At 57.1% G+C, this 22,120-nt stretch carries 16 protein-coding genes; 12 read left to right on the forward strand and 4 right to left on the reverse strand.

Features of this window, described 5'->3' with window-relative positions; genetic code table 11:
• Positions 1–68: 68 nt before the first annotated feature.
• The 9 genes from RAL88_RS21555 to RAL88_RS21595 all read left to right on the forward strand — a co-directional run bounded on the left by RAL88_RS21555 (position 69) and on the right by RAL88_RS21595 (position 10,398).
• Entirely contained in the window at positions 69–1,967 is a 1,899-nt protein-coding gene (locus tag RAL88_RS21555) for a LysM peptidoglycan-binding domain-containing protein (protein WP_306266304.1), read from the forward strand.
• A gap of 230 nt (positions 1,968–2,197) precedes the next feature.
• Positions 2,198–2,575, forward strand: coding sequence for a helix-turn-helix transcriptional regulator (locus tag RAL88_RS21560; protein ID WP_306266305.1), 378 nt, complete (start codon positions 2,198–2,200; stop codon positions 2,573–2,575).
• Positions 2,576–2,666: 91 nt separating this feature from the next.
• Complete coding sequence (locus RAL88_RS21565) at positions 2,667–4,598, forward strand: ABC transporter ATP-binding protein/permease (protein ID WP_371932127.1); 1,932 nt, start codon at positions 2,667–2,669, stop codon at positions 4,596–4,598.
• Between the two features lie 107 nt (positions 4,599–4,705).
• On the forward strand, positions 4,706–5,410 hold the full coding sequence (locus tag RAL88_RS21570; protein WP_306266307.1) for a phosphatidylserine decarboxylase: 705 nt from the start codon (positions 4,706–4,708) through the stop codon (positions 5,408–5,410).
• Positions 5,411–5,413: 3 nt separating this feature from the next.
• Positions 5,414–6,250 carry a CDP-diacylglycerol--serine O-phosphatidyltransferase gene (pssA, locus tag RAL88_RS21575; RefSeq protein WP_306266308.1) on the forward strand — a complete coding sequence of 279 codons (837 nt, stop codon included), beginning with the start codon at positions 5,414–5,416 and terminating at the stop codon, positions 6,248–6,250.
• A gap of 396 nt (positions 6,251–6,646) precedes the next feature.
• Positions 6,647–7,555 (forward strand): ABC transporter substrate-binding protein, encoded by a 909-nt coding sequence (locus RAL88_RS21580; protein WP_306266310.1) that lies wholly within the window; start codon positions 6,647–6,649, stop codon positions 7,553–7,555.
• Between the two features lie 82 nt (positions 7,556–7,637).
• Positions 7,638–8,735, forward strand: coding sequence for an ABC transporter permease (locus RAL88_RS21585; protein ID WP_306266312.1), 1,098 nt, complete (start codon positions 7,638–7,640; stop codon positions 8,733–8,735).
• On the forward strand, positions 8,732–9,667 hold the full coding sequence (locus tag RAL88_RS21590; RefSeq protein ID WP_306266314.1) for an ABC transporter ATP-binding protein: 936 nt from the start codon (positions 8,732–8,734) through the stop codon (positions 9,665–9,667). Before RAL88_RS21585 ends, RAL88_RS21590 begins: the two co-directional genes overlap by 4 nt.
• Positions 9,664–10,398, forward strand: a complete 735-nt coding sequence (locus tag RAL88_RS21595) for an ABC transporter permease (protein ID WP_306266315.1) — start codon at positions 9,664–9,666, stop codon at positions 10,396–10,398. Before RAL88_RS21590 ends, RAL88_RS21595 begins: the two co-directional genes overlap by 4 nt.
• Before the next feature lie 27 nt (positions 10,399–10,425).
• Here RAL88_RS21595 and RAL88_RS21600 read toward each other — a convergent pair whose 3' ends face one another.
• The 4 genes from RAL88_RS21600 to RAL88_RS21615 all read right to left on the reverse strand — a co-directional run bounded on the left by RAL88_RS21600 (position 10,426) and on the right by RAL88_RS21615 (position 15,827).
• Complete coding sequence (locus tag RAL88_RS21600) at positions 10,426–13,698, reverse strand: efflux RND transporter permease subunit (RefSeq protein ID WP_306266316.1); 3,273 nt, start codon at positions 13,696–13,698, stop codon at positions 10,426–10,428.
• Positions 13,695–14,798 carry an efflux RND transporter periplasmic adaptor subunit gene (locus RAL88_RS21605; RefSeq protein WP_306266317.1) on the reverse strand — a complete coding sequence of 368 codons (1,104 nt, stop codon included), beginning with the start codon at positions 14,796–14,798 and terminating at the stop codon, positions 13,695–13,697. The genes RAL88_RS21600 and RAL88_RS21605 overlap by 4 nt, the downstream gene beginning before the upstream one ends.
• Entirely contained in the window at positions 14,798–15,418 is a 621-nt protein-coding gene (locus tag RAL88_RS21610; protein WP_306266318.1) for a PadR family transcriptional regulator, read from the reverse strand. The genes RAL88_RS21605 and RAL88_RS21610 overlap by 1 nt, the downstream gene beginning before the upstream one ends.
• Positions 15,419–15,614: 196 nt before the next feature.
• On the reverse strand, positions 15,615–15,827 hold the full coding sequence (locus tag RAL88_RS21615; RefSeq protein WP_306266320.1) for a hypothetical protein: 213 nt from the start codon (positions 15,825–15,827) through the stop codon (positions 15,615–15,617).
• 198 nt (positions 15,828–16,025) lie between these two features.
• On the opposite strand from RAL88_RS21615, the gene RAL88_RS21620 reads away from it, so the two are divergent.
• The 3 genes from RAL88_RS21620 to RAL88_RS21630 are packed head-to-tail and all read left to right on the forward strand — an operon-like array spanning position 16,026 to position 22,102.
• Positions 16,026–16,649, forward strand: a complete 624-nt coding sequence (locus tag RAL88_RS21620; protein WP_306266322.1) for a LysE family translocator — start codon at positions 16,026–16,028, stop codon at positions 16,647–16,649.
• A 54-nt stretch (positions 16,650–16,703) separates the two neighbouring features.
• Entirely contained in the window at positions 16,704–17,204 is a 501-nt protein-coding gene (gene coaD, locus RAL88_RS21625) for a pantetheine-phosphate adenylyltransferase (RefSeq protein ID WP_306266323.1), read from the forward strand.
• A gap of 59 nt (positions 17,205–17,263) precedes the next feature.
• Complete coding sequence (locus tag RAL88_RS21630) at positions 17,264–22,102, forward strand: peptidylprolyl isomerase (protein WP_306266324.1); 4,839 nt, start codon at positions 17,264–17,266, stop codon at positions 22,100–22,102.
• Positions 22,103–22,120 lie beyond the last annotated feature (18 nt).

Here is a 22,120-nt window from a genome sequence, read left to right on the forward strand (position 1 = left end):
TTATTGTTCAAACAGTGTCGTTGAACTGTCCGCAAACGGGAACGCGATGAAATCGGATCGATCTGACCATGAGTGACCCTTCGACAGCATCGGGTTCGAGTGAACCACCAGAGCCGAGCCAGCCCGCTCCAGCCCGATCCCGCAGAACTTATGCTTTGGCCCTGACCGCAGGAGGTCTGGGCGCAGCCATTGTCATCGGTTTTCTGATTGTCGGGAGTGGCGTGGTTTCCTTAAAAAGTTTGCGCCAGTCGCTGGCCGGACTGGGTACGGTTCCGCTGCCTGCCACCGAAAATTTACCCGGCTCTGAGCCACTGCCCGATTCTGAACCCGTGGAGAACACTGGAAACACCTCCGGCGATGCGCCTCAATCGGCGCAGGGGACCGGACGGCCCCAGCCATCACAATCTGCATCCGGCAAAGCAGCGCCTGTGGTTTCCACCGAGCAGCCTGCTGCCGGGCAGGAAGAATTAGCTGTGACACCGCAAAGCGATGAGTTGCCGACATTTGATATTGTCCGGGTGGAACCTGACGGCTCTGCAGTGCTTGCCGGCCTGTCATCACCCGGGGACCGGATCGAAATTATCTCGGGCGACAGTGTCTTGGCGAAAGCCACAGCCAATTCGTCGGGCGAGTGGGCATTGGTGCTGGACGTGCCACTGGCGGTGGGCGGACATCAGCTTGTTGTCCGCAGCACCTCCGATACGGCGGAGGAACCGATCGTATCCGTTCAAAGTGTCACCGTCGCGGTACCGGAACAGCCGGATGAGTCGGCTATTGTCATGCTCGACAGGCCCGGAAAACCGAGCACCGTCTGGCAGACTCCGGCCACGGTCATTCGACCAGACCAGCAAAGGGACCAGCAGCCAGACCAGCAGCCAGACCAGCAGAACGGGCAGGGCGATGTCGCACTGTTGCTACCACCGGCCGGCACTATCCTGACGCAACCGCCACAGGCCGATCCTGAGACCACCGCCAGCCCTGAATCCGCTCTGTCAGACAGGCCTGATGGGGCGACGACAGCCGGGTCACAAACCACCGGGCCAGAAACTACCGGACCAGAAACAGCCGGGCCACGAACCACCGGCTCGCTGACAGCCCGGCCAGAAACCGCTGGACCAGAATCCGCTGAGCCGCAAACCGCTGAGCCGCAAACCGCTGAGCCAGAAACCACTGGGCCAAAAACCACTGGGCCAAAAACCGCTGGAGCAGAAACCGCTGGAGCAGAAACCGCTGGAGCGGAAACCGCTGGAGCGGAAACCGCTGGATCAGAAACTGCTGGACCAGAAACCACAGAGCCAGAAACCACTGAGCCGCAAACCGCCGGCTCACAAACCGCCGGGCCACAAACCGCCGATCCAGAAACAGCAGGCTCTGCTACCAATTCTGAAGCCCCGCTGGTGACCGTCGAAACAATTGAGACGGAAGGTACAGGCGACTTGTTTGTGTCCGGAGCTTCAACGCCGGACACAACGGTGCGGCTCTATTTTGACAATAAGCTGGTCGGTGAAACAAAATCCGGTTCCCTTGGGCGCTGGCAGCTCCAGTCGCGTCTCGCTGTGCCCGAAGGCAAGTTGAAGGTGCGCGCGGATCAGGTCCAGCCTGAAACCGGAAATGTGCTGGCGCGGCGAGAAGTGACATTCCAAAGCCAGTCTGAGATGACGGGTTCCTTGGAAGTCCTGATTGATCCAGCCAAAGTCGTCAATGCTGATTTTCGCCGTCGGGACCTTGCTGGTCGAGCTGAAACAACAATCTCAGGCGCATTTTCGCAGGTAGAGCGAGTGGTCGTCGATAAGGGTGACAATCTGTGGGCGATCGCACGACGTCTCTACGGACGCGGCGTGCGCTATACCATCCTTTACAGCGCGAACGAGGATCAGATACGTGATCCCGATCTGATCTTCCCCGGTCAGGTTCTGGCGGTCCCAGACGGCGAGAATGGCCCCGACCACCATATTCTTGGAAATTAGACGCCCGCCAGGAAGCCCGCCTGTGTACCCCGCCTGTGTACCCCGCCTGTGTACCCCGCCTGTGTACCCCGCCTGATACCCCGCCTGTGTACAAAGGCGGGGTATCAGTGTTTTGCACCCGGGCAAACCGGCAACACGCGCTGGCTTATTCCCTGGCATATGACGATGCCACTTGATTGCTGCTGATCATATGCCATATTCATCGGTAATCACCGATGAAAGGAATAGACGTGAAACGGCATGTCCCGGAGGCGATCTCCTCTTCACTGACAGTTTTGCCGCACGGCGTAAGCGGTGATTGCGACATGGCGACTGTTCTGCGCGCGCTGGGCCATCCTGCACGGCTGGAAATCATAAGGGCGCTGGCAAGCAGGGGGCGTTGCTTCTGCGGCGAAATCGTCGAGATGCTGCCACTGGTACAATCCACGGTATCGCAACATCTGAAGGTGTTGAAGGATGCCGGTCTGATCGAGGGCGCGATTGACGGTCCCCGGTCCTGTTACCGTCTCAACACACAAAAACTCAAAGATGCGAGCGCATTGTTGGCAGATCTGACAGTGGCTGGCGAGGCAGCTTCGGCCTGCCATGACGGCAACAACAGCACTTAGACATTGCTGTAAAACGTGATGTGACCCAGGGCCTGCAGCCTGCTCGCAGACTTCATGCTCAACCACGCAGAAATTCAGGAATTCGTTTCATATGACTGCAACTGACGTGCCCGGCAAAGCTGGCGAAACGGCAAAAAAACCGAAGCAGCAGGCCTCCCCGGTTTCGACCAGTGATGGCGATCTGGTCTCGACCATTCGCAATTTGTGGCCCTATATGTGGCCGTCCAGCCGGCCGGAACTGAAACGCCGGGTATGGTGGGCATTCGTTGCCCTTGTCGTGGCAAAAATCGTCACGGTATTTGTGCCGTTCCTTTACAAATATGCCACCGATGCGCTGGCCGGCAATACTGGCGAATTAGCTTTTTTGCCGCCGTTTCTCCTGGCACCGGTGATGCTGGTCATTGCTTATGGCGGTGGCCGGGTATTGATGATCGGGTTTACCCAATTGCGCGACGGACTGTTTGCGCGTGTCAGCCAGCACGCCGTCAGGAGTCTGGCGCGAAAGACCTTCATGCATATCCATGATCTTTCGCTGCGTTTTCATCTGCAGCGTCGCACCGGTGGTCTGTCGCGGATCATCGAACGTGGCACAAAAGGCATTGAAACCGTTGTCCGGTTTACCATTTTGAGTTCCTTTCCCACCGCGCTGGAATTCATCTTCATGGCGGGAATTGTCGGCTATAATTTCGACTGGACCTATCTGGCCGTGATCGTCGGCATGATTGTTTTCTATATTGTGTTCACGATCAAGGCGTCGAACTGGCGGATCGCCATCCGGCGCCAGATGAACGATTCCGATACGGATGCCAACAGCAAGGCAGTCGACAGTCTGCTCAACTACGAAACGGTGAAGTATTTCGGCAATGAAAATGTTGAAGCCGACCGGTTCGACCGGTCGATGCAAGGCTATGAACAGGCCGCAATCAAAACCTCGACCTCGCTGTCCTGGCTGAATTTTGGCCAGACACTGATCTTTTCTGCGGGACTGGTTATCTGCATGGCAATGTCGGCAAGGGCTGTTATGGCCGGAACCCAGACGCTGGGCGATTTTGTTCTGATCAATGCTCTGTTGATGCAGCTTTATCTGCCGCTGAATTTCATCGGCTCGATTTACCGCGAGATCAAGCAGGGCTTTGTCGACATTGAAGCGATGTTCAATCTGCTCGACGTGCCTGCCGAAGTGGAAGACAAGCCGGGGGCAGAGGACATTGCTATTAAAGATGCCACCATCCGGTTTGAAAATGTCCGGTTTCATTATGATGAGACACGGGCCATTCTGAAAGGCATCGATTTTGAGGTGCCGGCTGGCCGTACGGTTGCAATTGTCGGGCCATCAGGCGCGGGCAAATCGACGATCTCGCGGCTGCTGTTCCGCTTCTATGATGTAACCGGCGGTCGGATCACAATTGACGGACAGGATATCCGTGACGTCACACAGGCATCGGTCAGACATTCCATCGGCATGGTTCCTCAGGATACTGTTCTGTTCAATGAATCCATTGCCTACAATATACGCTATGGCCGTCCTGATGCGACCGCCGACGAAGTCCGGCAGGCCGCCGATATGGCGCAGATTTCAAATTTCATCAAAAGTCTTCCGGATGGGTTCGATACCGAGGTCGGAGAACGCGGCCTGAAACTTTCAGGCGGTGAAAAACAGCGTGTCGCTATTGCCAGAACCATCCTCAAGGCCCCGCCGATTCTGATCCTGGATGAGGCCACGTCTGCGCTTGACAGCCACACCGAGCAGGAAATCCAAAGCGCTCTGGACCAGGTCTCCAAAGGACGCACGACGCTGGTCATTGCGCACAGACTGTCCACCGTTGTCGGCGCCAATGAGATCATCGTGTTGGACGCCGGGACCATCGCGGAGCGTGGAACCCATCAGGAACTGTTGTCCAAAAACGGGATTTACGCATCCATGTGGAATCGCCAACGCGAGGTTGATGAAGCTGCCGAGCGGTTGCGCAAGGCTCGCGAATCCGATGATCGCGGTTATATCGCCTCGCTTGCGGCCACCTGAGGCATTTTGCTGCGCCCTCACTGCAATTGCATCTGGATGTCCGGCAGTAATGTCTGTTAACGTTGCTGAGGTCACGGACCTGACGAAACAGATGGCGCACAAAAAGCATGAGTACGATCGCAGACAGCATCCGCAATTCCCTGGTTCCCATTCACAAGGAAGGCTACCCCTTCATAGCCATCGCCGGATTTCTTGCGCTGGTGCTAGGGTCGCTGTGGTCACCTTTGTTCTGGATTTTTGCAATCCTGACGGCATGGGTCGCTTATTTTTTCCGCGACCCTTCGCGGGTGACGCCGATTGACGACAGATTGGTCGTCAGTCCGGCAGATGGACGCATTTCTGCAATCGGCCAGATTGTTCCGCCACCTGAACTGGAACTGGGCACGCAACCCCTGGATCGCGTGTCGATCTTCATGAATGTTTTCAATTGTCATGTAAACCGGATGCCGATGGGCGGCCAGATCACACGAATTGCCTACACGCCTGGAAAATTTCTCAATGCTGAACTGGATAAGGCCAGCGAGCACAATGAGCGCAACAGCGTTGTTGTCAACACACGCTATGGCCCTGTTGGGGTTGTCCAGATTGCCGGTCTGATTGCCCGGCGTATCGTCTGCTGGTCAAAGGAAGGCCAGGATATGACCGCTGGAGAGCGGTTCGGACTGATCCGTTTCGGATCAAGACTTGATGTCTATCTGCCGCGCGGCACCTCAAGTCGTGTCGCCCTTGGCCAGACCGCCATCGCCGGAGAAACCGTATTAGCGGTATTCGAAGAGGGCGGGGCGCAGGAATTGCTGTCTCGCGTGGATTGAGTCATGAGCGGACCTTTTCAGCCTCTGGAGCCGGATGACAAGGACGGATTGGGCCCAAATCTCGTGGACCCGGTCAGGAAGCGGCCCATTTCCCTGCGTGCCATTCTGCCAAATATGGTGACCTTGCTGGCGCTGTGTGCCGGGTTGACCTCGATCAGGCTGGCCATGGAAGGCCGCTTTGAATTTGCCATTTTCGCAATGGTGATCGCAGCTGTGCTCGATGGTCTGGACGGGCGGGTCGCAAGACTGCTGAAGTCCAGTTCAAAACTGGGGGCAGAGCTGGATTCCCTGACGGATTTCGTCAATTTCGGTGTTGCACCGGGAATGATCCTCTATCTCTGGCTGCTCAACGATCTGCGCTCTCTTGGCTGGATTGCAGCTTTGATCTTTGCCATCTGCATGGCGTTGCGCCTGGCACGTTTCAATGTTGCGAATGCTGCCAGAAGCAAACGCAAAACCGATGAGTGGCAGGATAATTATTTCACCGGTGTGCCCGCACCTGCCGGCGCAATGTGCGCCCTGTTGCCTTTGTCACTGCAACATGTCGGTGTGCCGATTGACACGAATTGGGCAATTCCGGTCATGATCTATGTTCTGTTTATCGGATTTCTGGTGGTCAGCACTGTGCCGACCTTTTCCGGCAAGAAACTGGGAAAGCACATTCCGCGCGATTTCGCACTGCCGCTGATGGTCGGTCTGGTTCTGTGGGCTGCTCTGCTGGCGAGTTATCCGTTTACGGTCGTGACCATCATGACACTTATCTATCTTGGACTTTTGCCCTTCGGCGTCCGCAGTTTCCGCAAGAAACTGGCGGCTGAGCAACAGCCACCAGCTTCCTGAGATTGCACTAAAAGACGCACGTCATTAAAATGGCCAACAATAAATGACTCGAAGAAACCAGCCATACATGGCTGTTCCTTTCGCTGTCGATGCGCATCGCAACGCAGATGGCCGGTATTGGTGCGTTGGCGGAGAAATTTCACTTTGACCGACAGTGGGAGTTCATCAAAGTCGCCGGGAAAACACTTTGTTCGGTAATATCCCTTCTCTGCAAAGACCTGCAATTTGTCGCGATGACCTTGCTCTCGCGTCAGTCTGTCGGAACTATTTAAACCTAACACCGGCGCGAATATAGGGTCTCTCAAAGAATCTTGACGGTCGCGCACGCCACGCTATGTTTCAAAGCCAAACCAGTTCCCCTGTGTTGGGGCCATTTTTTCAAGGAGCTTAATCGCCATGACAATCCGACTTGTTTTTGTCGCCGCCAGCTTGGCAGTTTCACTAGCTACTGTCGCGCAAGCCGAAATTACGGTTTCCTCTAAAATTGATACTGAAGGTGGCCTGCTGGGCAACATTATCGCCCTTGCGCTCGAAGATGCTGGCCTTCCGGTCGAGCGTCGTCTGCAGCTCGGCGGCACCCAGATTGTTCGTGAGGCAATATTGGCAAAACAGATCGATCTGTATCCGGAATATACAGGCAACGCCGCTTTCTTCTTCAACGAAGCTGACAGCAGTATCTGGAAAGATGCCAAGGCCGCCCATGCGCGTGCCGCTGAATTGGATGCCGAGCAGAACGACATCATCTGGCTCGACTCTGCCCCGGCCAATAACACCTGGGCCATCGCGGTGACCGGTCCTGTCGCCGAGGAGAACGGCCTTTCGACAATGTCCGAATTCGGAGCTTGGGTGGCTGGAGGTGGTACTGTCAAGCTTGCCGCCTCGACCGAGTTCGTATCTTCTCCCGCAGTATTGCCTGCAATGCAGTTGACATATGGCTTTGAGCTCTCGCCGGATCAGACGGTGATCCTTTCGGGTGGTGATACGGCGGCGACAATTCAGGCCGCAGCGCGCGGAACATCAGGCGTAAACGCAGCTATGGTCTATGGCACCGACGGTGGTATCGGGGTATCGGGCCTTGTGGTGATGCTGGACGACAAAGGTGTGCAGCCGGTCTATGAACCCACGCCTATCATTCGCGCCGAGGTGCTGCAGGAATATCCGACGATTCCCGACGTCCTGAACCCGATCTTTGCCGGTCTGGACATGCAAACCCTGCAGAAACTTAATGGCCGCATTCAGGTAGGCGGAGAGCCGGCCGAATCTGTGGCCCGTGATTACCTTACCCAGACTGGGGTTCTGGACTGATCGAGCGGTGCCTGCAAAAGAATCCGCTCGGGCTCTTTCAGCGCCAGGGATTCTGTTCGCTGTTTTAGGGTTTGCAGCGATATTGGCACCTTTTGTCACTCTCTCCGCCAACCGCATTGTGGCTGGCGAAGGCATCACGGTTTGGCGTCTCGCCGGGCCGGGCGTCACACTGCCTGGTCTGGCGTCCGTTGCCGCAGGACTTGTCCTTGGTCTGCTGGCCGCCTGGCCACGGCTGCGCTTGGCCGGGGCAGTGTTGGGGCTGGCGGGGTTATTGTGGTTGCTGGTGAACGGAGCGCCAACCTTGCTGGCCGAAGCGGGCGAATTCGCGCGGGTTTCGCCTGCTTTTGGGTTCTGGTGTCTTCTTGTTGTTTTGGTCCTGCTGATGTCAGATGCGCTTGGGAATCTAGCCCCGGGACCGCTGGCGCGCGCATGGCTGCTTATTGCGGTGCTGGCAACGCTGGCACTTATTCTGTGGTCCGGGGCACTTTCTGAGCTGTCGATCCTCCAGGAATACGCAGGGCGAAAGGCCGCCTTTATTGACGCAACTCTGCGGCATCTGGGACTTGCCTTCGGCTCGCTTGTTGTTGCAGGGGCCATCGGTTTTCCATTGGGAATCCTGTGCCACCGGCGCGAACGACTGCGCAGCGTGATTCTACCAGTGCTGAGCTTCTTGCAGACCGTCCCGTCACTTGCGATGTTCGGTCTGATGATCCCGATCCTTGGCTGGGTCGGGGACACAGTGCCGGGTGCCCAGGCCATTGGCATTGCCGGAATCGGCTTTGCCCCCGCCTTTCTGGCACTGGTATTTTACTCGCTTTTGCCGGTGGTCGGTAACACCGTGGCCGGGCTGGCCTCTGCGCCGCCAGCAGCGATTGAGGCTGCGCGTGGTATGGGAATGACTCAGCGGCAAAGACTGCTGCGGGTCGAACTGCCGCTTGGCCTTCCGGTCATCCTGTCTGGCGTGCGCATTGTGTTGGTGCAGAATATCGGCCTTGCCGTCATCGCCGGCCTGATCGGCGGTGGCGGATTTGGCACCTTTGTTTTCCAGGGCCTTAATCAGACGGCGACTGACCTTATTCTGCTTGGCGCGTTGCCGACCGTTGTGCTGGCCCTCGTGGCCGCAATCGTAATGGACATTCTCGTGGACCTGGTCCGCCCGATACCGGAGACGACCGCATGATAGAAATCGACAAGGTTACCAAGCTCTATGATGACACGCGCGCTGTGGATTGCGTGACACTAACGGTCGAGACGGGCACGGTCACTGTGATTGTAGGAACCTCCGGCTCGGGCAAGACCACGCTGCTTCGCATGATCAACCGGTTGGAGGAACCCAGTTCGGGAGAGGTGCGCATTAACGGGGTATCTACCTTGACTGTGGAGCCTCATGTGCTGCGGCGGCGTATCGGTTATGCCATCCAGGGCCACGGGCTGTTTCCGCACCACACGGTTGCGCGCAATATCGGCGCTGTGCCGGAACTGCTGAACTGGTCTGCCGACAAAATCCGCGCGCGTGTCGATGAGTTGCTAAACCTGTTCTCGATGGAGCCCGCGACATTCCGCAACCGCTATCCGCTTGAGCTGTCCGGCGGGCAGCAGCAGCGTGTGGGCGTGGCACGGGCGCTGGCATCGCGGCCTGATTTGTTGCTTATGGACGAGCCCTTTGGCGCTCTCGACCCGGTGATCAGAACCCGCGCGCAGGACGATCTGCGCCGCATCCAGAAGAAATTGGGCTCGACCATCATGCTGGTCACCCACGACATGGAGGAAGCGATCCGGCTTGCTGACCGCGTGGCAGTCATGGATGCGGGTCGGCTTGTACAGTATGGCACACCGGCTGAGATCATCACCCGGCCGGCAACGGAATTTGTGGCCGACATGGTTGGCGGAGTTGAACGCCCGCTCCGTCTTCTGTCACTTGTTCCTGTCTCGCAGTTGGTTGAAGAGGGCGTGGCCGAGGGCGACGCGCTGCCAGCCGAGGCAAGCTTGCGCGACGCGCTCTCGGCGTGCCTGTGGAGCGGACGCGCTGCGGTGCCGGTGGAGCAGGGCGGAACGATTGTCGGGCGCGTGACCTTCGATGCTATTCGCGCCCTGGCTCAGGCACACCCATGAGCATCGGAACCGTTCTGCGACCAACCCTGGCCCTGCTGCTGGTCGCGCTGGTTCTGCGGCCTTCGTGGTTCACGCCGATCTTCGCACACTTTGCGCCGGCAGGTGGACCGGTCATCTATGAACGCGCCTCGCTGTTGTCGTTGTCGATCAGCCACCTGGGTCTCGTGGCGGCGGCCTCGGCAGCGGCCACACTGGTTGCCGTAACGCTGGCGATCCTCGTAACGCGTCCGGCGGGGACGGCGTTTCTCCCGCTTTCGCGTACTATCACCAATATGGGGCAGACCTTTCCGCCCGTCGCTGTTCTGGCGCTGGCAGTGCCAGCACTGGGTTTTGGCGCGGGACCGACACTGGTGGCACTCTTTCTCTACGGTCTGCTGCCGATCTTCGAAAACGCGATCTCCGGCCTTTCAACCCTTCCACCTGCCACGATGGAGGCCGCCCGGGGCATTGGGCTGAGTCGCTGGCAGCAGCTGTTGCGGGTGGAGTTGCCCCTTGCACTGCCGGTGATACTGACCGGCATTCGTCTGTCTGTCGTGATCGCACTGGGCACTGCGACGATCGGATCCACCGTGGCCGCCCGCACGCTGGGCGAGGTGATCATTGCGGGGTTACTGACCAACAACACAGCCTTCGTGCTGCAAGGTGGTCTGATCGTTGGACTGTTCGCCGTGCTTATCTACGACGCCCTGGTGCAACTCGAAGCGCTGCTCGTGCGTCGCACGGGAAGGTAGTCCTTTCGCGCTGAACCCGTCGCAGATCTATTCCGCAGCCTGAGGCAGGTGACGGTCACGATTATCCGGTACCGGAAAAGGACGAATCTGCGCAGTTTCCCGGGCAGGTTCTGCCGATGTGCCTTTGCGGGCACCTCGCATGCGTTTGAAGAGAGCGCCAAAATTGCTTGGCAGTGACAGCAGAACAGGAACCAGCAGCAAGGTCAGCAGGGTTGAGAACGCCAGGCCGGCTATAATAGCCGTCGATAGCTGGACCCACCAGATCGAAGTAATTCCACCGACCGCGATGACACGATTGAAGAAATCGAAATTGACCTGGGTCGCCATCGGAACCAGCCCGGCAATCGTCGTTATGGTGGTTAGCAGAATCGGCCGCAGACGCTGGGCACTAGTTTTCAGCACAGCTTCCTTCGGTTCTGCCCCTTCACGCCGCAGCCTGTTATAGGTATCGATCAGCACAATTGCGTTGTTCACCACAATGCCGGCCAGCGCCACCACGCCAGTGCCGGTCATGATGATGGAAAACCGCTGGCCGGTGACCATCAAGCCAATCAGAACCCCGACAACAGCCAGGATGACAGTCATCAGCGTGATGGCTGTCTGATAGAATGAATTATACTGGGTTACCAGAATGACGAACATCAGGAACAGTGAGGCAAGCGCAGCCTTGCCGAGAAAGGCGCCTGCCTCTTTCTGTTCTTCATCGGCACCCCGGAACCGCATCTGGACACTGTCCGGCCAGCTCTGACTGTCGAGCCAGATCTGCAATTCATCGGTCTTTGTATTTGGCAGCGCATCGCTGCCCGGTGCGATATTGGCTTTCACATCCATCGCATACAGACCGTCCCGCCGTGTAATGCTGGACACTTTCGGCTTAGCTTCGCGGCGCACGAAGTTTGAAATCGGCACCTGACCGTTTTCCGTGCGTAATTTCAGCTTGTCCAGCTCATCAAAGCTGCGCTGGTCTTCCGGCAACCGTACCCTGATGTCAATTTCATCTTCTGAATCGTCCGGCCGGTATGTGCCGATCATGACGCCATTGGTCACCAGTTGCACCATCGCTCCGACCGAGCCGATCCCTGCATTGAACCGGCCGGCTTCCTTGCGGTCGATATCTAGTTGCCATTCGATGCCGGGCAGGGGACGGCCGTCCTCGATCTCAATCAGATCACTCATTGTTTCGACCTGCGCGCGTACTTTTGCGACGGTTTTTACGAGTTCATCATAATCGGGAGTTTTGATTTCCAGCCGCAGATCCTTGCCTGTCGGGGGGCCGCCTTCAACTTTGCGGATTTCAACTGCGATACCGGCCAGATCCGCTGTTCGTGTGCGGATCTCGTCAAAAATGTCGATGGCTAGCCGGCGGCAGCAATATTCCTCCAACTCGATGTTGATTTCGCCGATCACATCAGCAGGCTTGTCCTGAACCGCTCCGATTGCGGTTCCGCCGTTACCGCCGCTGCTGCCCGCGCTTGACGATGAAACGGCATTGCGCACGCCGACGGTCTGGAGAATCTCGCTTTCAACCTCGCGGACCAGCCCGTCGATCTCCCGAACCGACAGATTGCCGCGCGCCGTCACCAGCACAATCGCCTGATCGGGTTCTTCCTCAACGAAAAATTCCACGCCATTATTGTTTTCGCCAAACATCATGAAAACACCGACGACAATCGCAACGGCCACGCTCAGAGTGATCAGATTTCCGGTCACCGATCCGGATATCCGGCTCAGAAACCTGAGATAGATTCCGGTAATGCCTTTCATTTCATCAACGTTGAGTTCCGCCTTGGCATTCATTTTCGCAGCCTGCTCGGCCTCTTCGGGCGAGGCTTTGGTGCGGCCGATCAGACCGCCGGTAACCGGCAGGAAAATCATCGCAGTTACCAGCGCCGCAGACAGCACGATCACCACCATGATCGGCAGGTAGCTCATGAACTCGCCGGATACACCGGGCCATAGCAGCAATGGCAGAAACGCTGCCAGAGTGGTGCCTGTGGACGACACAATCGGCCACAGCATCAGTTTTGCAGCGCGGATATAAGCATCCCGCCTATGCATGCCTTCCGAAATTTTCCGGTCGGCATATTCGACGATCACAATGGCACCATCGACCAGCATGCCCACTGTCAGCACAAGACCGAACATGACCATCATGTTGACGGTCATGCCAAGGCCACCGAGGATAAGAAAACCGGTCATGAAACTGGTCGGGATCGCAAGGCCGACCAGAATGGCGGACCGCACACCCAGCGCCGCCAGAACAACGATCATGACAAGCACGATGGCGGTCATGATGGAGGATTGCAGCGAGCCCTGAACCTCCTTGATGAAGTTCGACTGATCCAGCATGAAATCAATCTGGATTGCGTCAGGCCATTCAGCGGTGAAGTCGGCAACTTTCTGCCGCACCGCGTCATTGTTTTCAATAATGTTGGTGCCGAGCCGTTTGACCACACTGATTGCAATGGCCGGCTTGCCATTGATGCGGGTAAAGCCATTGGCATCTTTAAAGGTACGGCGGATTTCAGCAACATCGGCCAGGGTGACGACACCTTCGCCATTCTGCTTGATCGGCAGTGTGTAGACATCCAGTGCCGTTTCAATCAGGCCGGGAACCTTGATGTTGAAACGCCCGCTGCCACCATCCAGAAATCCGGCAGCGACAAGCTGATTGTTGTTGGCCAGTGATGTCAGCAATTCCTGCTGGGTAATATCATAGGATTCCAGCCGCATCATATCGATGACGACTTCAAGCTGCTCTTCCCGGTGGCCGTTCAGATTGGCTTCCAGCACTGTTGGAATGGATTCAAGTTCATCCTGCAACAACCTTGCATGGCGAAACAGGGTGCGTTCGGGGACATTTCCGGACAGGGCGACAAAGATGGTCGGTTGCAGCGAGAAATTTGTTTCGAAAATCTGCGGTTCATCCGCGTCAGCTGGCAGTTGCGCCTGCGCCTGATCCACCTTGTCGCGAATGTCGGCAAGCGCTTTTTCCTTGTTAAAATCGATGTCGAACTCAAGCACAATGCCGGCATGCCCTTCCGAAGCCACTGCCGTAAGCTCCTTCAGCCCGTCCAGGCCGCGCAACGAGGTTTCCATGGGCCGCACCAGCAGGCGTTCAGAATCCTCAGGCGATATTCCCTGTTGCCCGACAGAAACATAGAAAACCGGGACATCAATATCCGGATTGGCTTCCTTTGGAATGGCAATATAGGTGAAAGCACCGGCAAGAATTATCACCAGCATCAGGGTGAGAACAGTTCGGGGACGCCGTAAAATACTGTCAAGTGCGGAGATCATTGTGCGGTCTCCGCAAACACCGGCTCTACCTGCTGGCCGTCAACGACATATTCCTGTCCAACGGCGATGACCGTCACGGTTTCTGGAAGACCTGTGACCCAGACACCATCTTTGGTTTCGCTGAGAATGGCGATTTTCTGAAAATTATTGGTGCCTGTTTCAAGGTCAACCAGCCGGATGCCCAGATCTCCGGCATCACTCAAGGTCAGCATGCTGGGTGCCAGAAGATGGGCAGCAACCGCTTTCAGGGGCACTCTGGCAGTGGCCGTCACCCCGTCGCGAATCGCATTGTCCACGTTGGGAATTTCAATATCAACCTGAAACGTCCGTGTGGCCGCATCCGCAGCGGCGGCGATATAGCTGATACGTCCGACCCTTGTTTCCCCGGTGATCAGCGCCACCTCAGCCTGCTGTCCGAGCGACAGATTGCTGATGTCTCTTTCCGAGACCTGGCCGGTTACGAGCATTGGGTTTGTATCAATCAAGGTGGCGCAGATGCTACCAACGGACAGCAGATCACCACTTTCGGCCAGAGGCTTCTGGACAATGCCGGCAACGGCAGCGTGGATTTCGACCCGGCCCAGTTCCAGTTCAGCTTCCTGTAGAACCGCCTTGGCGGCATCAAACGCGGCTTTCAGTGCACGCACCTGATTGTCCGCCGCAAAGCCGCGTTTTTGCAATTTTGCATTGGCGGAATATTCGGCCTCTGCCTGTTCAACGGCCGCTTTTGCCTGAAGTACCCGCGCTTGTCTCGCGCCGCTGTTCAAGCGGCACAGAAGATCGCCCGGTTCCACTTGCTGGCCCAGTTCGACAAAACGTTCAGCGATAATCCCGCTGGTTTCCGCACGAACTGAAATAGTCGCGTCTGCTTGCGTCCTGCCTCTGATTTCCAATTCCCTGCGGCGGTCGCTGGCCTGCAGGGTTTTTACCCGCACAGCGACTGTCTGCAAGGTGCTCTCCTGCCGCTCGGCAATGCTTTGTGCTTCGGCGCTGGCGGTGGCCTGGCCGCCGATCCTGAACGTGCCGGTGCCCATCCAGAGGCCGATTCCAACCAATACGATGGTGGCGGTGAGATAGGATCTGTTAATTCGAAACGCCATCATCGTGATCCTGTCTGATCAGCCATCTGCGCGTCAGATCGGTGTGCAAGGTCATCGGCATCGTGCCGCTGCTGCGCCAGTCCCGCACCGGAATCATGGTTCGAGCAGGCACAGGCTTCCAGCTTTGCGCGGGATTTTTCGAGAAATTTCAACGACTGGGACATGCAGTGCATGCCGTAGCTCGCAGCCCAGTTAAAACTCGGATGAACGCTTTTTGCTTCAATCTGCTCGATTATCCTCAATTCCTGCTGCAACTGCGCCTTATGGGTATCGATGGCCTTGATAACCACGTCGCGAGGTAGCATTTCAGCGGAAATTGCGATCATCAGAAACTCGGATCTGAAGACATCCGGCGCAGGCGGCTCCAGCAGAGACCTGATCAACTCTTCCCGGCCGGAACTGGTTATCGAGTAAATCTTGCGCGATGGTTTGCCAGGATGGCTTTCTTCGCGACAAGTCACCAGAGCATCATTTTCCAATTTGTTGAGGGCAGGGTAGATAGACCCGTAACTGGCATCGACAAAATGGCTGTATTTACCGTCAATCGACATTTTGCGGATTTCATATCCGGTTGCATCCTCGAAATTCAGGATAGCCAGGCAAAGCGTTCTTACATTCATGGCGCGCCGTCGCAGCAAGAGGGAAACCGGCCTGAAGCAGTTATATGCCGGTCGTATATATATCGATCCGATATATGATCGTCCGACATATGTCTGGCACATGTCAACGTCAAGCTGTGTCAGCATGTTTTTTAGGCAACCGATCGGGTTGAAACATGCGGATGTGAGGTGGAGAAGGCTGGAAGCTAAAGCGGGTTCAGCGTTTGCGGCGCAATTCGATCACCTTGCCAGTGGCAGGTTTGTCACTGTCGCGTCCCTGGTCTTCGGGCTGAGGGCCGGATTCGGGGGATTTCCCCTCGTATTTATGCGATGTCATGCGCAAAAACGCCCGCAACGTGGCTATCCGCTCATCCATCATCCGTTCAAAGAAGGGGTCTCTGGTATTACCACTTTCGGGAATGCGGTTCATTTTGTCGCCTGCTGCTGTCGTATCGCTAGTAAAGCGAATTATGGTTAGTTTAGTCTTAACGACATGAAAGCGCAAATCGCATGGCTTCTCTATCGCCGTGCACCGGTTATTAAAAAGATTGGCAGGTGATGTCCATTTGCCGCAGTATTTGTTAGAAACCATATCGAGATCGCAATTACAGGATTCCCCGCAAGTCTCATGATTGACGCAAATCTTTATTTTACCTTCCTGGCCGCCTGCATTGCCGTGATAATTATCCCCGGCCCGACGGTCACTGTCATAATTGCCAACAGCATGCGCAGCGGCGCCTGGGCGGGGCTGGCAAATGTCGCCGGAACACAGCTTGGCCTCGCACTGACGCTGATTATTCTTGCGTTTGGCCTGTCTGCAATAATTGCTTTTGTCGGAGAAGCGTTCGTCTGGATAAAGCTGGTTGGCGCGGTCTACCTCATATGGCTGGGCATCTCGTTGTGGCGCGCTGAACACGGCATCGACCGCATTGCATCAGCACCTCAGAAAACCTCCTTCAAGCAGATGTTTTTGCAGGGGTTTTTCGTCGTTTTGGCCAACCCGAAAAGCCTGTTCTTTTTTGGTATTTTCATTCCTCAATTTATCGATCCGTCAAAGGACGCTGTCATGCAGACGCTGATTCTCGGTGCAACCTTTATGATCGTCGCAACCATTCTGGATGGCAGCTATGCTGTGCTGGCAGGCGGGGCGGGCCAGATGCTCACAAGAACCCGCGTAAGGCTGCTGCAACGCCTCAGTGGCACAATGCTGATTGCGGGGGGCATCTGGATGGCATTGCAGAAGCGTTCGTGATCTGCTTTGCAGTAGACGCATGGTCCCTGATTTCAGCCTGATCGGACATTTGGAATGAGCAAAACGGTTCTTTATCCGGGGTCTTTTGACCCTGTCACAAATGGTCATCTTGATGTTCTGCGCCAGGCCCTGGTGCTGGCCGACCGGATTGTCGTTGCCATTGGCGTGCACACCGGCAAGACACCATTATTCTCATTTGAAGAACGTCAGGCCCTGATTTCGGCCTCGATCGAACAGTCGGAGTTTTCGGACCAGTTGCATCGCGTGACCATTGTCAGCTTTTCCGGTCTCAGCATCGACGCGGCACGGGACCATAAGGCGCAATTTATGGTCCGCGGACTGCGCGACGGGACCGATCTGGACTATGAAATGCAGCTTTGCGGCATGAATTCTGCGATGGCTCCGGAGATCGGCACGGTATTCCTGCCGGCCAGTCCCGCTGTTCGCCCAATTACGGCCACGCTTGTCCGGCAAATCGCGGGCATGAAGGGCGACATCTCCAGCTTTGTGCCGGAGCATGTTGCAGAGGCCTTGTCGCGGAAGTTCCAGCACTGATGAGTATCCGTTTGTTGAGATTTTATTGCGGATTAGTCCTTGCGGGCTGGTTTGTTTTTTTGCCGGTTTTACCGGCTCTCGCTCAGGATCTCACCGAAGCATCCGAGACCGAAACAGTTGATCTGGACAACCGTCTCGTATTGGAACTTGAAGGCGGCCTGGTCACAATTGATCTGCAACCGGATCTGGCTCCGCTCCATGTCTCCCGTATCAAGCAGCTGATCCGGAGAGATTTCTATGACGGCCTGCTTTTCCATCGTGTTATTGACGGGTTTGTGGCGCAGACAGGCGATCCGACGGGTGCTGGAATGGGCGGATCCGACCTGCCGGACCTGAAAGCCGAGATCAGCGATGGCCAGTTTCTACGCGGCACGGTTGGCATGGCCAGGGGAGAGCAGCTGGATAGTGCCAACTCACAGTTTTTCTTCCTTCTCGCAGATGCCCCCTGGCTGGAGGGCGAGCACACGATTATCGGTCACGTGGTCAGTGGACTGGAGCTGATTGAAGGCCTCAAGTCAGGAACGAAACCGGAAAATGGTCTGGTCAAGAATCCTGATGCCATGGTGGCGCTGCGGATTGCCGGGGATGTGGATCAGCGCCTGAAACTGGCTCGTAAAAGCGATGCCGAAGCTGAACTGGCAGCACAACAGGCGCAAGCAGCGACAGCGGCAGCGGGTAGCGCCTTGCAAGACGCTGACGCCGCTGGCCGCTATGCCGAAGAAAGTCGGCAAAGCGCTACTCTGGCCGACGAGGCCGTTGCCAGTAAAATTGCTGCCGAAGAACAGGCTTCATTTGTTTTGCAGGATGCACAGAGCGTCTTGCGCGAGGCAGAGGCGGCGTTAACTTTGACGCGCAATCAACTGGCCCGCGCAAGCCAGCGACTGGATGCCGCCGTGATTCAGGTGGCAGAACTCTCGCAGATCGAACAGACCACCTCTACGCGACGCGCTGAAGCTGACGCGGGATATGCTGCTGCCCAAACACAACTGGATGAAGCAGAAGATGCCTTCGCTGCGGCGAGCGATGCGTCAGATCGGGCAACTGACCAGGCTCAACATTCAAGACAGGTGGCCGAACAGGCATCCGCAGACGTGGTAGCGGCCAGACAGGCCCTTGCGGCGATCAAACTGGAGCAGGCAAAAGCCGACCAGTCTGCAGCCATTGCCAGACTGGCCGCAAATATTGAGCGTGAGACACGTGCCGCCGACAAAGTCGCGAACGAAACAGAAGATATGGTCATAGCGCGACAGGCCTTCAACGCCGCAGACGCAGTGCTGCAGGCGAATGTGTCAGACGCCAATTCCGTGAAGGGGCCTGCAGAAAGGGCAACGGCTGTTGCGGGCGACGCGAAACGGAATTTGGCGGATGCGGAAATGCGGTTGGAATCTGCCCGGTCAATTCTGGCAGAAGCCAGCAGGGCCAAATCCCAGGCCCTGGAGCAGCGCGATATCGCAGTCAATCAGGCGGCCGCAGCCAGAAGCTTGCGCACCGCCGCGCAGTCCAAACTGGCGGCCGCCACGACTACAGAGGCCGCCGCCGCCGGGCGGGCGGGCGCCGACTCTGAGACGCTGCTAGCGGCGCAACGTGGTGTTCGCGATGCCCAGGAGGTATTCGACACGCTGTCAGCACAGTTTGCTGCTACTGAAACTTCTGTCACTGAAAAGCAAACGGCATTTGCAACTGCACAATCAGCACTGGCTGATGCGGAATCAGCTTTGACCGGATCGCGCAACATGCTGGCAGATGCGAGCGCGGCAAATGACGCGGCAAATCAGGCCCGCACCAACGCCCTGCGTGCCTTGGATGGCGCGAAAGCTCAATTGGATATGGCTTCCGATGAACTGGCAGCGGCCGCAGTGGTCGAGACGATTGTCAGGACGCAGCAGGAAGTCAAGGCCGGCTTGACCGCAGAGGCGCAAAAGGCGGCCGATGCGGCACAACAGAAGCTTGATGAGATTCTCGCCGAGATGGCTGAGCATGATCGCGAAACTGCCGCCGCCGCGCGTCTGGTTGATGAGGTTGAAAATGCCATCACAAGCGCAGAGGTCGAGCTGACTGGCGCTGAGCAGGCACTGGCTAATGCCATTGCCGGCGAACAGGAAGCGCAGCGCAGTGTCGTTGCGGCCCAACAGGCCGAAACCAGGGCGGAAGCCGATCTGAGCGCTGCTGGCGAGCGGGTTCTGGCAGCGAGGGAAGCTGAACAGGAAGCGATTCAGGACAGCAGCCGCAAAGCGGAAGAATTGAGCACTACACGCGATAATGCGACCCGCACACAGACCGGTTTTGACGCCAGTGCTGCGGCAGTCAAAACTGTGGAAGATGCAATCGTCCGAAACAGAAAGAGGCTCGAAACGGCTGCGACCGACCTTGCAGAAGCACGCACCAGGCTGGAAGCATCGAACGAGGCAGCCGCGGCGGCAATTGCAGACAATTCTGCCGCCTTGGGCGCGCTTGAGACCGCTGACGAGATTGTTGTGTCTGCGGAAAATGAAGTGCAGGAAGCTGAAACTGCCACGGCGGCGGCATCGCGCGCTGAAACCGAGGCCCGCGCCGAATTTGATGTGGCAGAAACGGCTTTGGATGCCGCCATTGCCGAGACGGCATCCGCCACGCAGTCAACCCAAAGCGCCAGTGAACAGGCTGCGGCATCCGATCTGGCTGTCTCGGAAGCAGGCCAGGTTCTTGCACTGGCCCGCTCTGCCTTTGATGCAGCCGTGGTAAACCCAAGCGTCAGTGAAGACAGTCTGGCAAAATTAATTCAGGCGGTTGAAACAGCGACCACCGCACTGGCCTCAGCAGAAGCCGCCTCACTGCAGGCAAGTCAGAGTGCTTCGCAGGCACAGGCTGCCGGAGAGCTGGCGACAAGCGCCGAAACCGACGCCCGGGTGACCCTGGAGCGGACAAAATCAAATTTGGAAGAATCGGTATCACGCTCGGCAGCAGCATCTGCACGTCAGGATAGCACAATCTCCTCCCTCAACGTGGCGCAGGATAGCCGTTCTGAGGCTGCAACACGCTCTCAAGCTGCTCAACAGCTTGATGAAGCCATGCAGGCCGAAGTGGCTGAGCGCGACAGTGCAGTGTCAGCCGGAACAGAGGAAAAGACTGCGGCGGAAGCGGCGCTTGGGCGAAGCGAAGCGGAACTGGCCGCAGCGAAAAATACTTTGTCCAACGCCTCGGCACGCGCGGAAACTGCGATTATTACCGTCGCTGAAGCGGAAGCGGCCCTGCAATCGTCGCGAACCCGGGAAACTGAAGCCAGTAACACAGAGCAGGAGGCTGAGAAGGCTGAAAGCGAGGCTCGAAAAGCACTCGAAGCAGCAAACAGCGCTGTGCGTGCGATACTGGACAAGGTGGCGGCCGCTGCTTCAACACAAACAGCCGCAGCGGACACGGTTCAACGTCGCAAATCGGTGTTGGTCACCCGCCGGGAAAGTGCAACGGCGAGCCGTGCTGATCTGGAAACCATGATGGCTGGTCCTGATGAACTGAAATCCGCCATTGCCGAACGTTCACAAGCGGCCAATGCAGCACGTGAGTTCGCCGCTGATTTGCAAAATGAATTACAGACCCTGCAATTGGCCTTGGCAGACGCCTCCGTCTCCAGAGAAACCGCTCTCAAATTGCGAGATGCCGGCATTGCAAATGAGGCTGCTAAACGGGCAGCCTATGCAAGCGCAGGAAATCTGGCAGCCAAGGCGGAGGAAACGCAATCCGATGCTGCAGCAAGTCGCAACCGCGACAGCCAACGCGTCTCTGAAAGTCAGCAGGTTTTGGAGTCTGCAAAAACCGCTCTCCAGGGGGCCACGGCAGCCTTTCTTCGAGCCGAAGAAGCTTTGGCGCGACAGGCTGCAAGGGTTGACGCGGCGGGCTCTGCCCTGCGAAAAGCCGAAGTTGATCTGAAGACATCTACCACATTGGCAGAAAACGCAATTGATCTGAAAGCAGCAGACAGCGAAGCTTTTGCGGCTGCGGAACAGGCTCTTGCCACGGCCCGGAACACAGCAGAAACTGCGGCCCGGCGGGTTGCCGAGGCGCAGCAGGCCGAGCAGGCCGCTATCCAACAGGTTGAGGCGAGTGTTCAGACTGTTGTCGAGGCGCGAGCCGCAGTTCGGTCAGCCGAGGCGGTTCTGGCAGGGGCGCTGGCCGACACCAATGCCAAGGACCGGGCTGCCGCGAACGCATCTGAGGTTGCCGAAAATGCCCAAGCTGCCCTGCAGCAGGCTGAAGCGAGCTTGGAAGCCTCGAATGCCACACTGGCAGAAGCAAGCGAGGCGCGAAAGGCGGCAGAAAACCGCAAGGCCGAAGCTGAGACGACAACCGCCGCGACGCAGATGGCATTTGACCAGGCCGCCAAAAGACTGGCAGAAGCGGTGTTCGCCGAAGAAAAAGCGGTTGCCATAGCGCGGCAGGATGCTGCAGAAGCGGCAACGGCGCTGGCTGCCGCACAGCTTGCCGAGACAAATTTGAACGCGGCGGCTGGCAAATCAGATCGGCAGGAGAAGACGTTCACCGTGGCATCGACAACCAGTGATAATGCCGGCGAAGCCTTGGATAAGGCCGAGGCAGAACTGCAAAAGGCACAACAGGAAGTCACTGATCTGCAAACTCGGGTTTCAGCTGATGACAACAGCCTGCAGGCAGCCAGAGAAGCTTTACAAGCAACAGAGCAGGCATTGGCGGTGGCTGAAACTGAAAAACGCGAAGCGCTCGCGGTGCAGGCGACGGCCAGAGCCACCGCATCTGCTGCCGGGCTTGCTCACGAAAATGCTTTGGCTGTTCTGGCCGCTGCTGACGCTGCGAATGACCGTGCTGCAGCGGAGGCGTTAAAAAAATTCTCAGCGGCCGCCGAAGCGGCAGCGGCATCTGCTGCCGATATTCCACTCTTTCAACGATAGCTCAAAAAGGAAACAGAT

The organism is Pararhizobium sp. IMCC3301, assembly GCF_030758315.1.
Classification (GTDB): Bacteria; Pseudomonadota; Alphaproteobacteria; order Rhizobiales.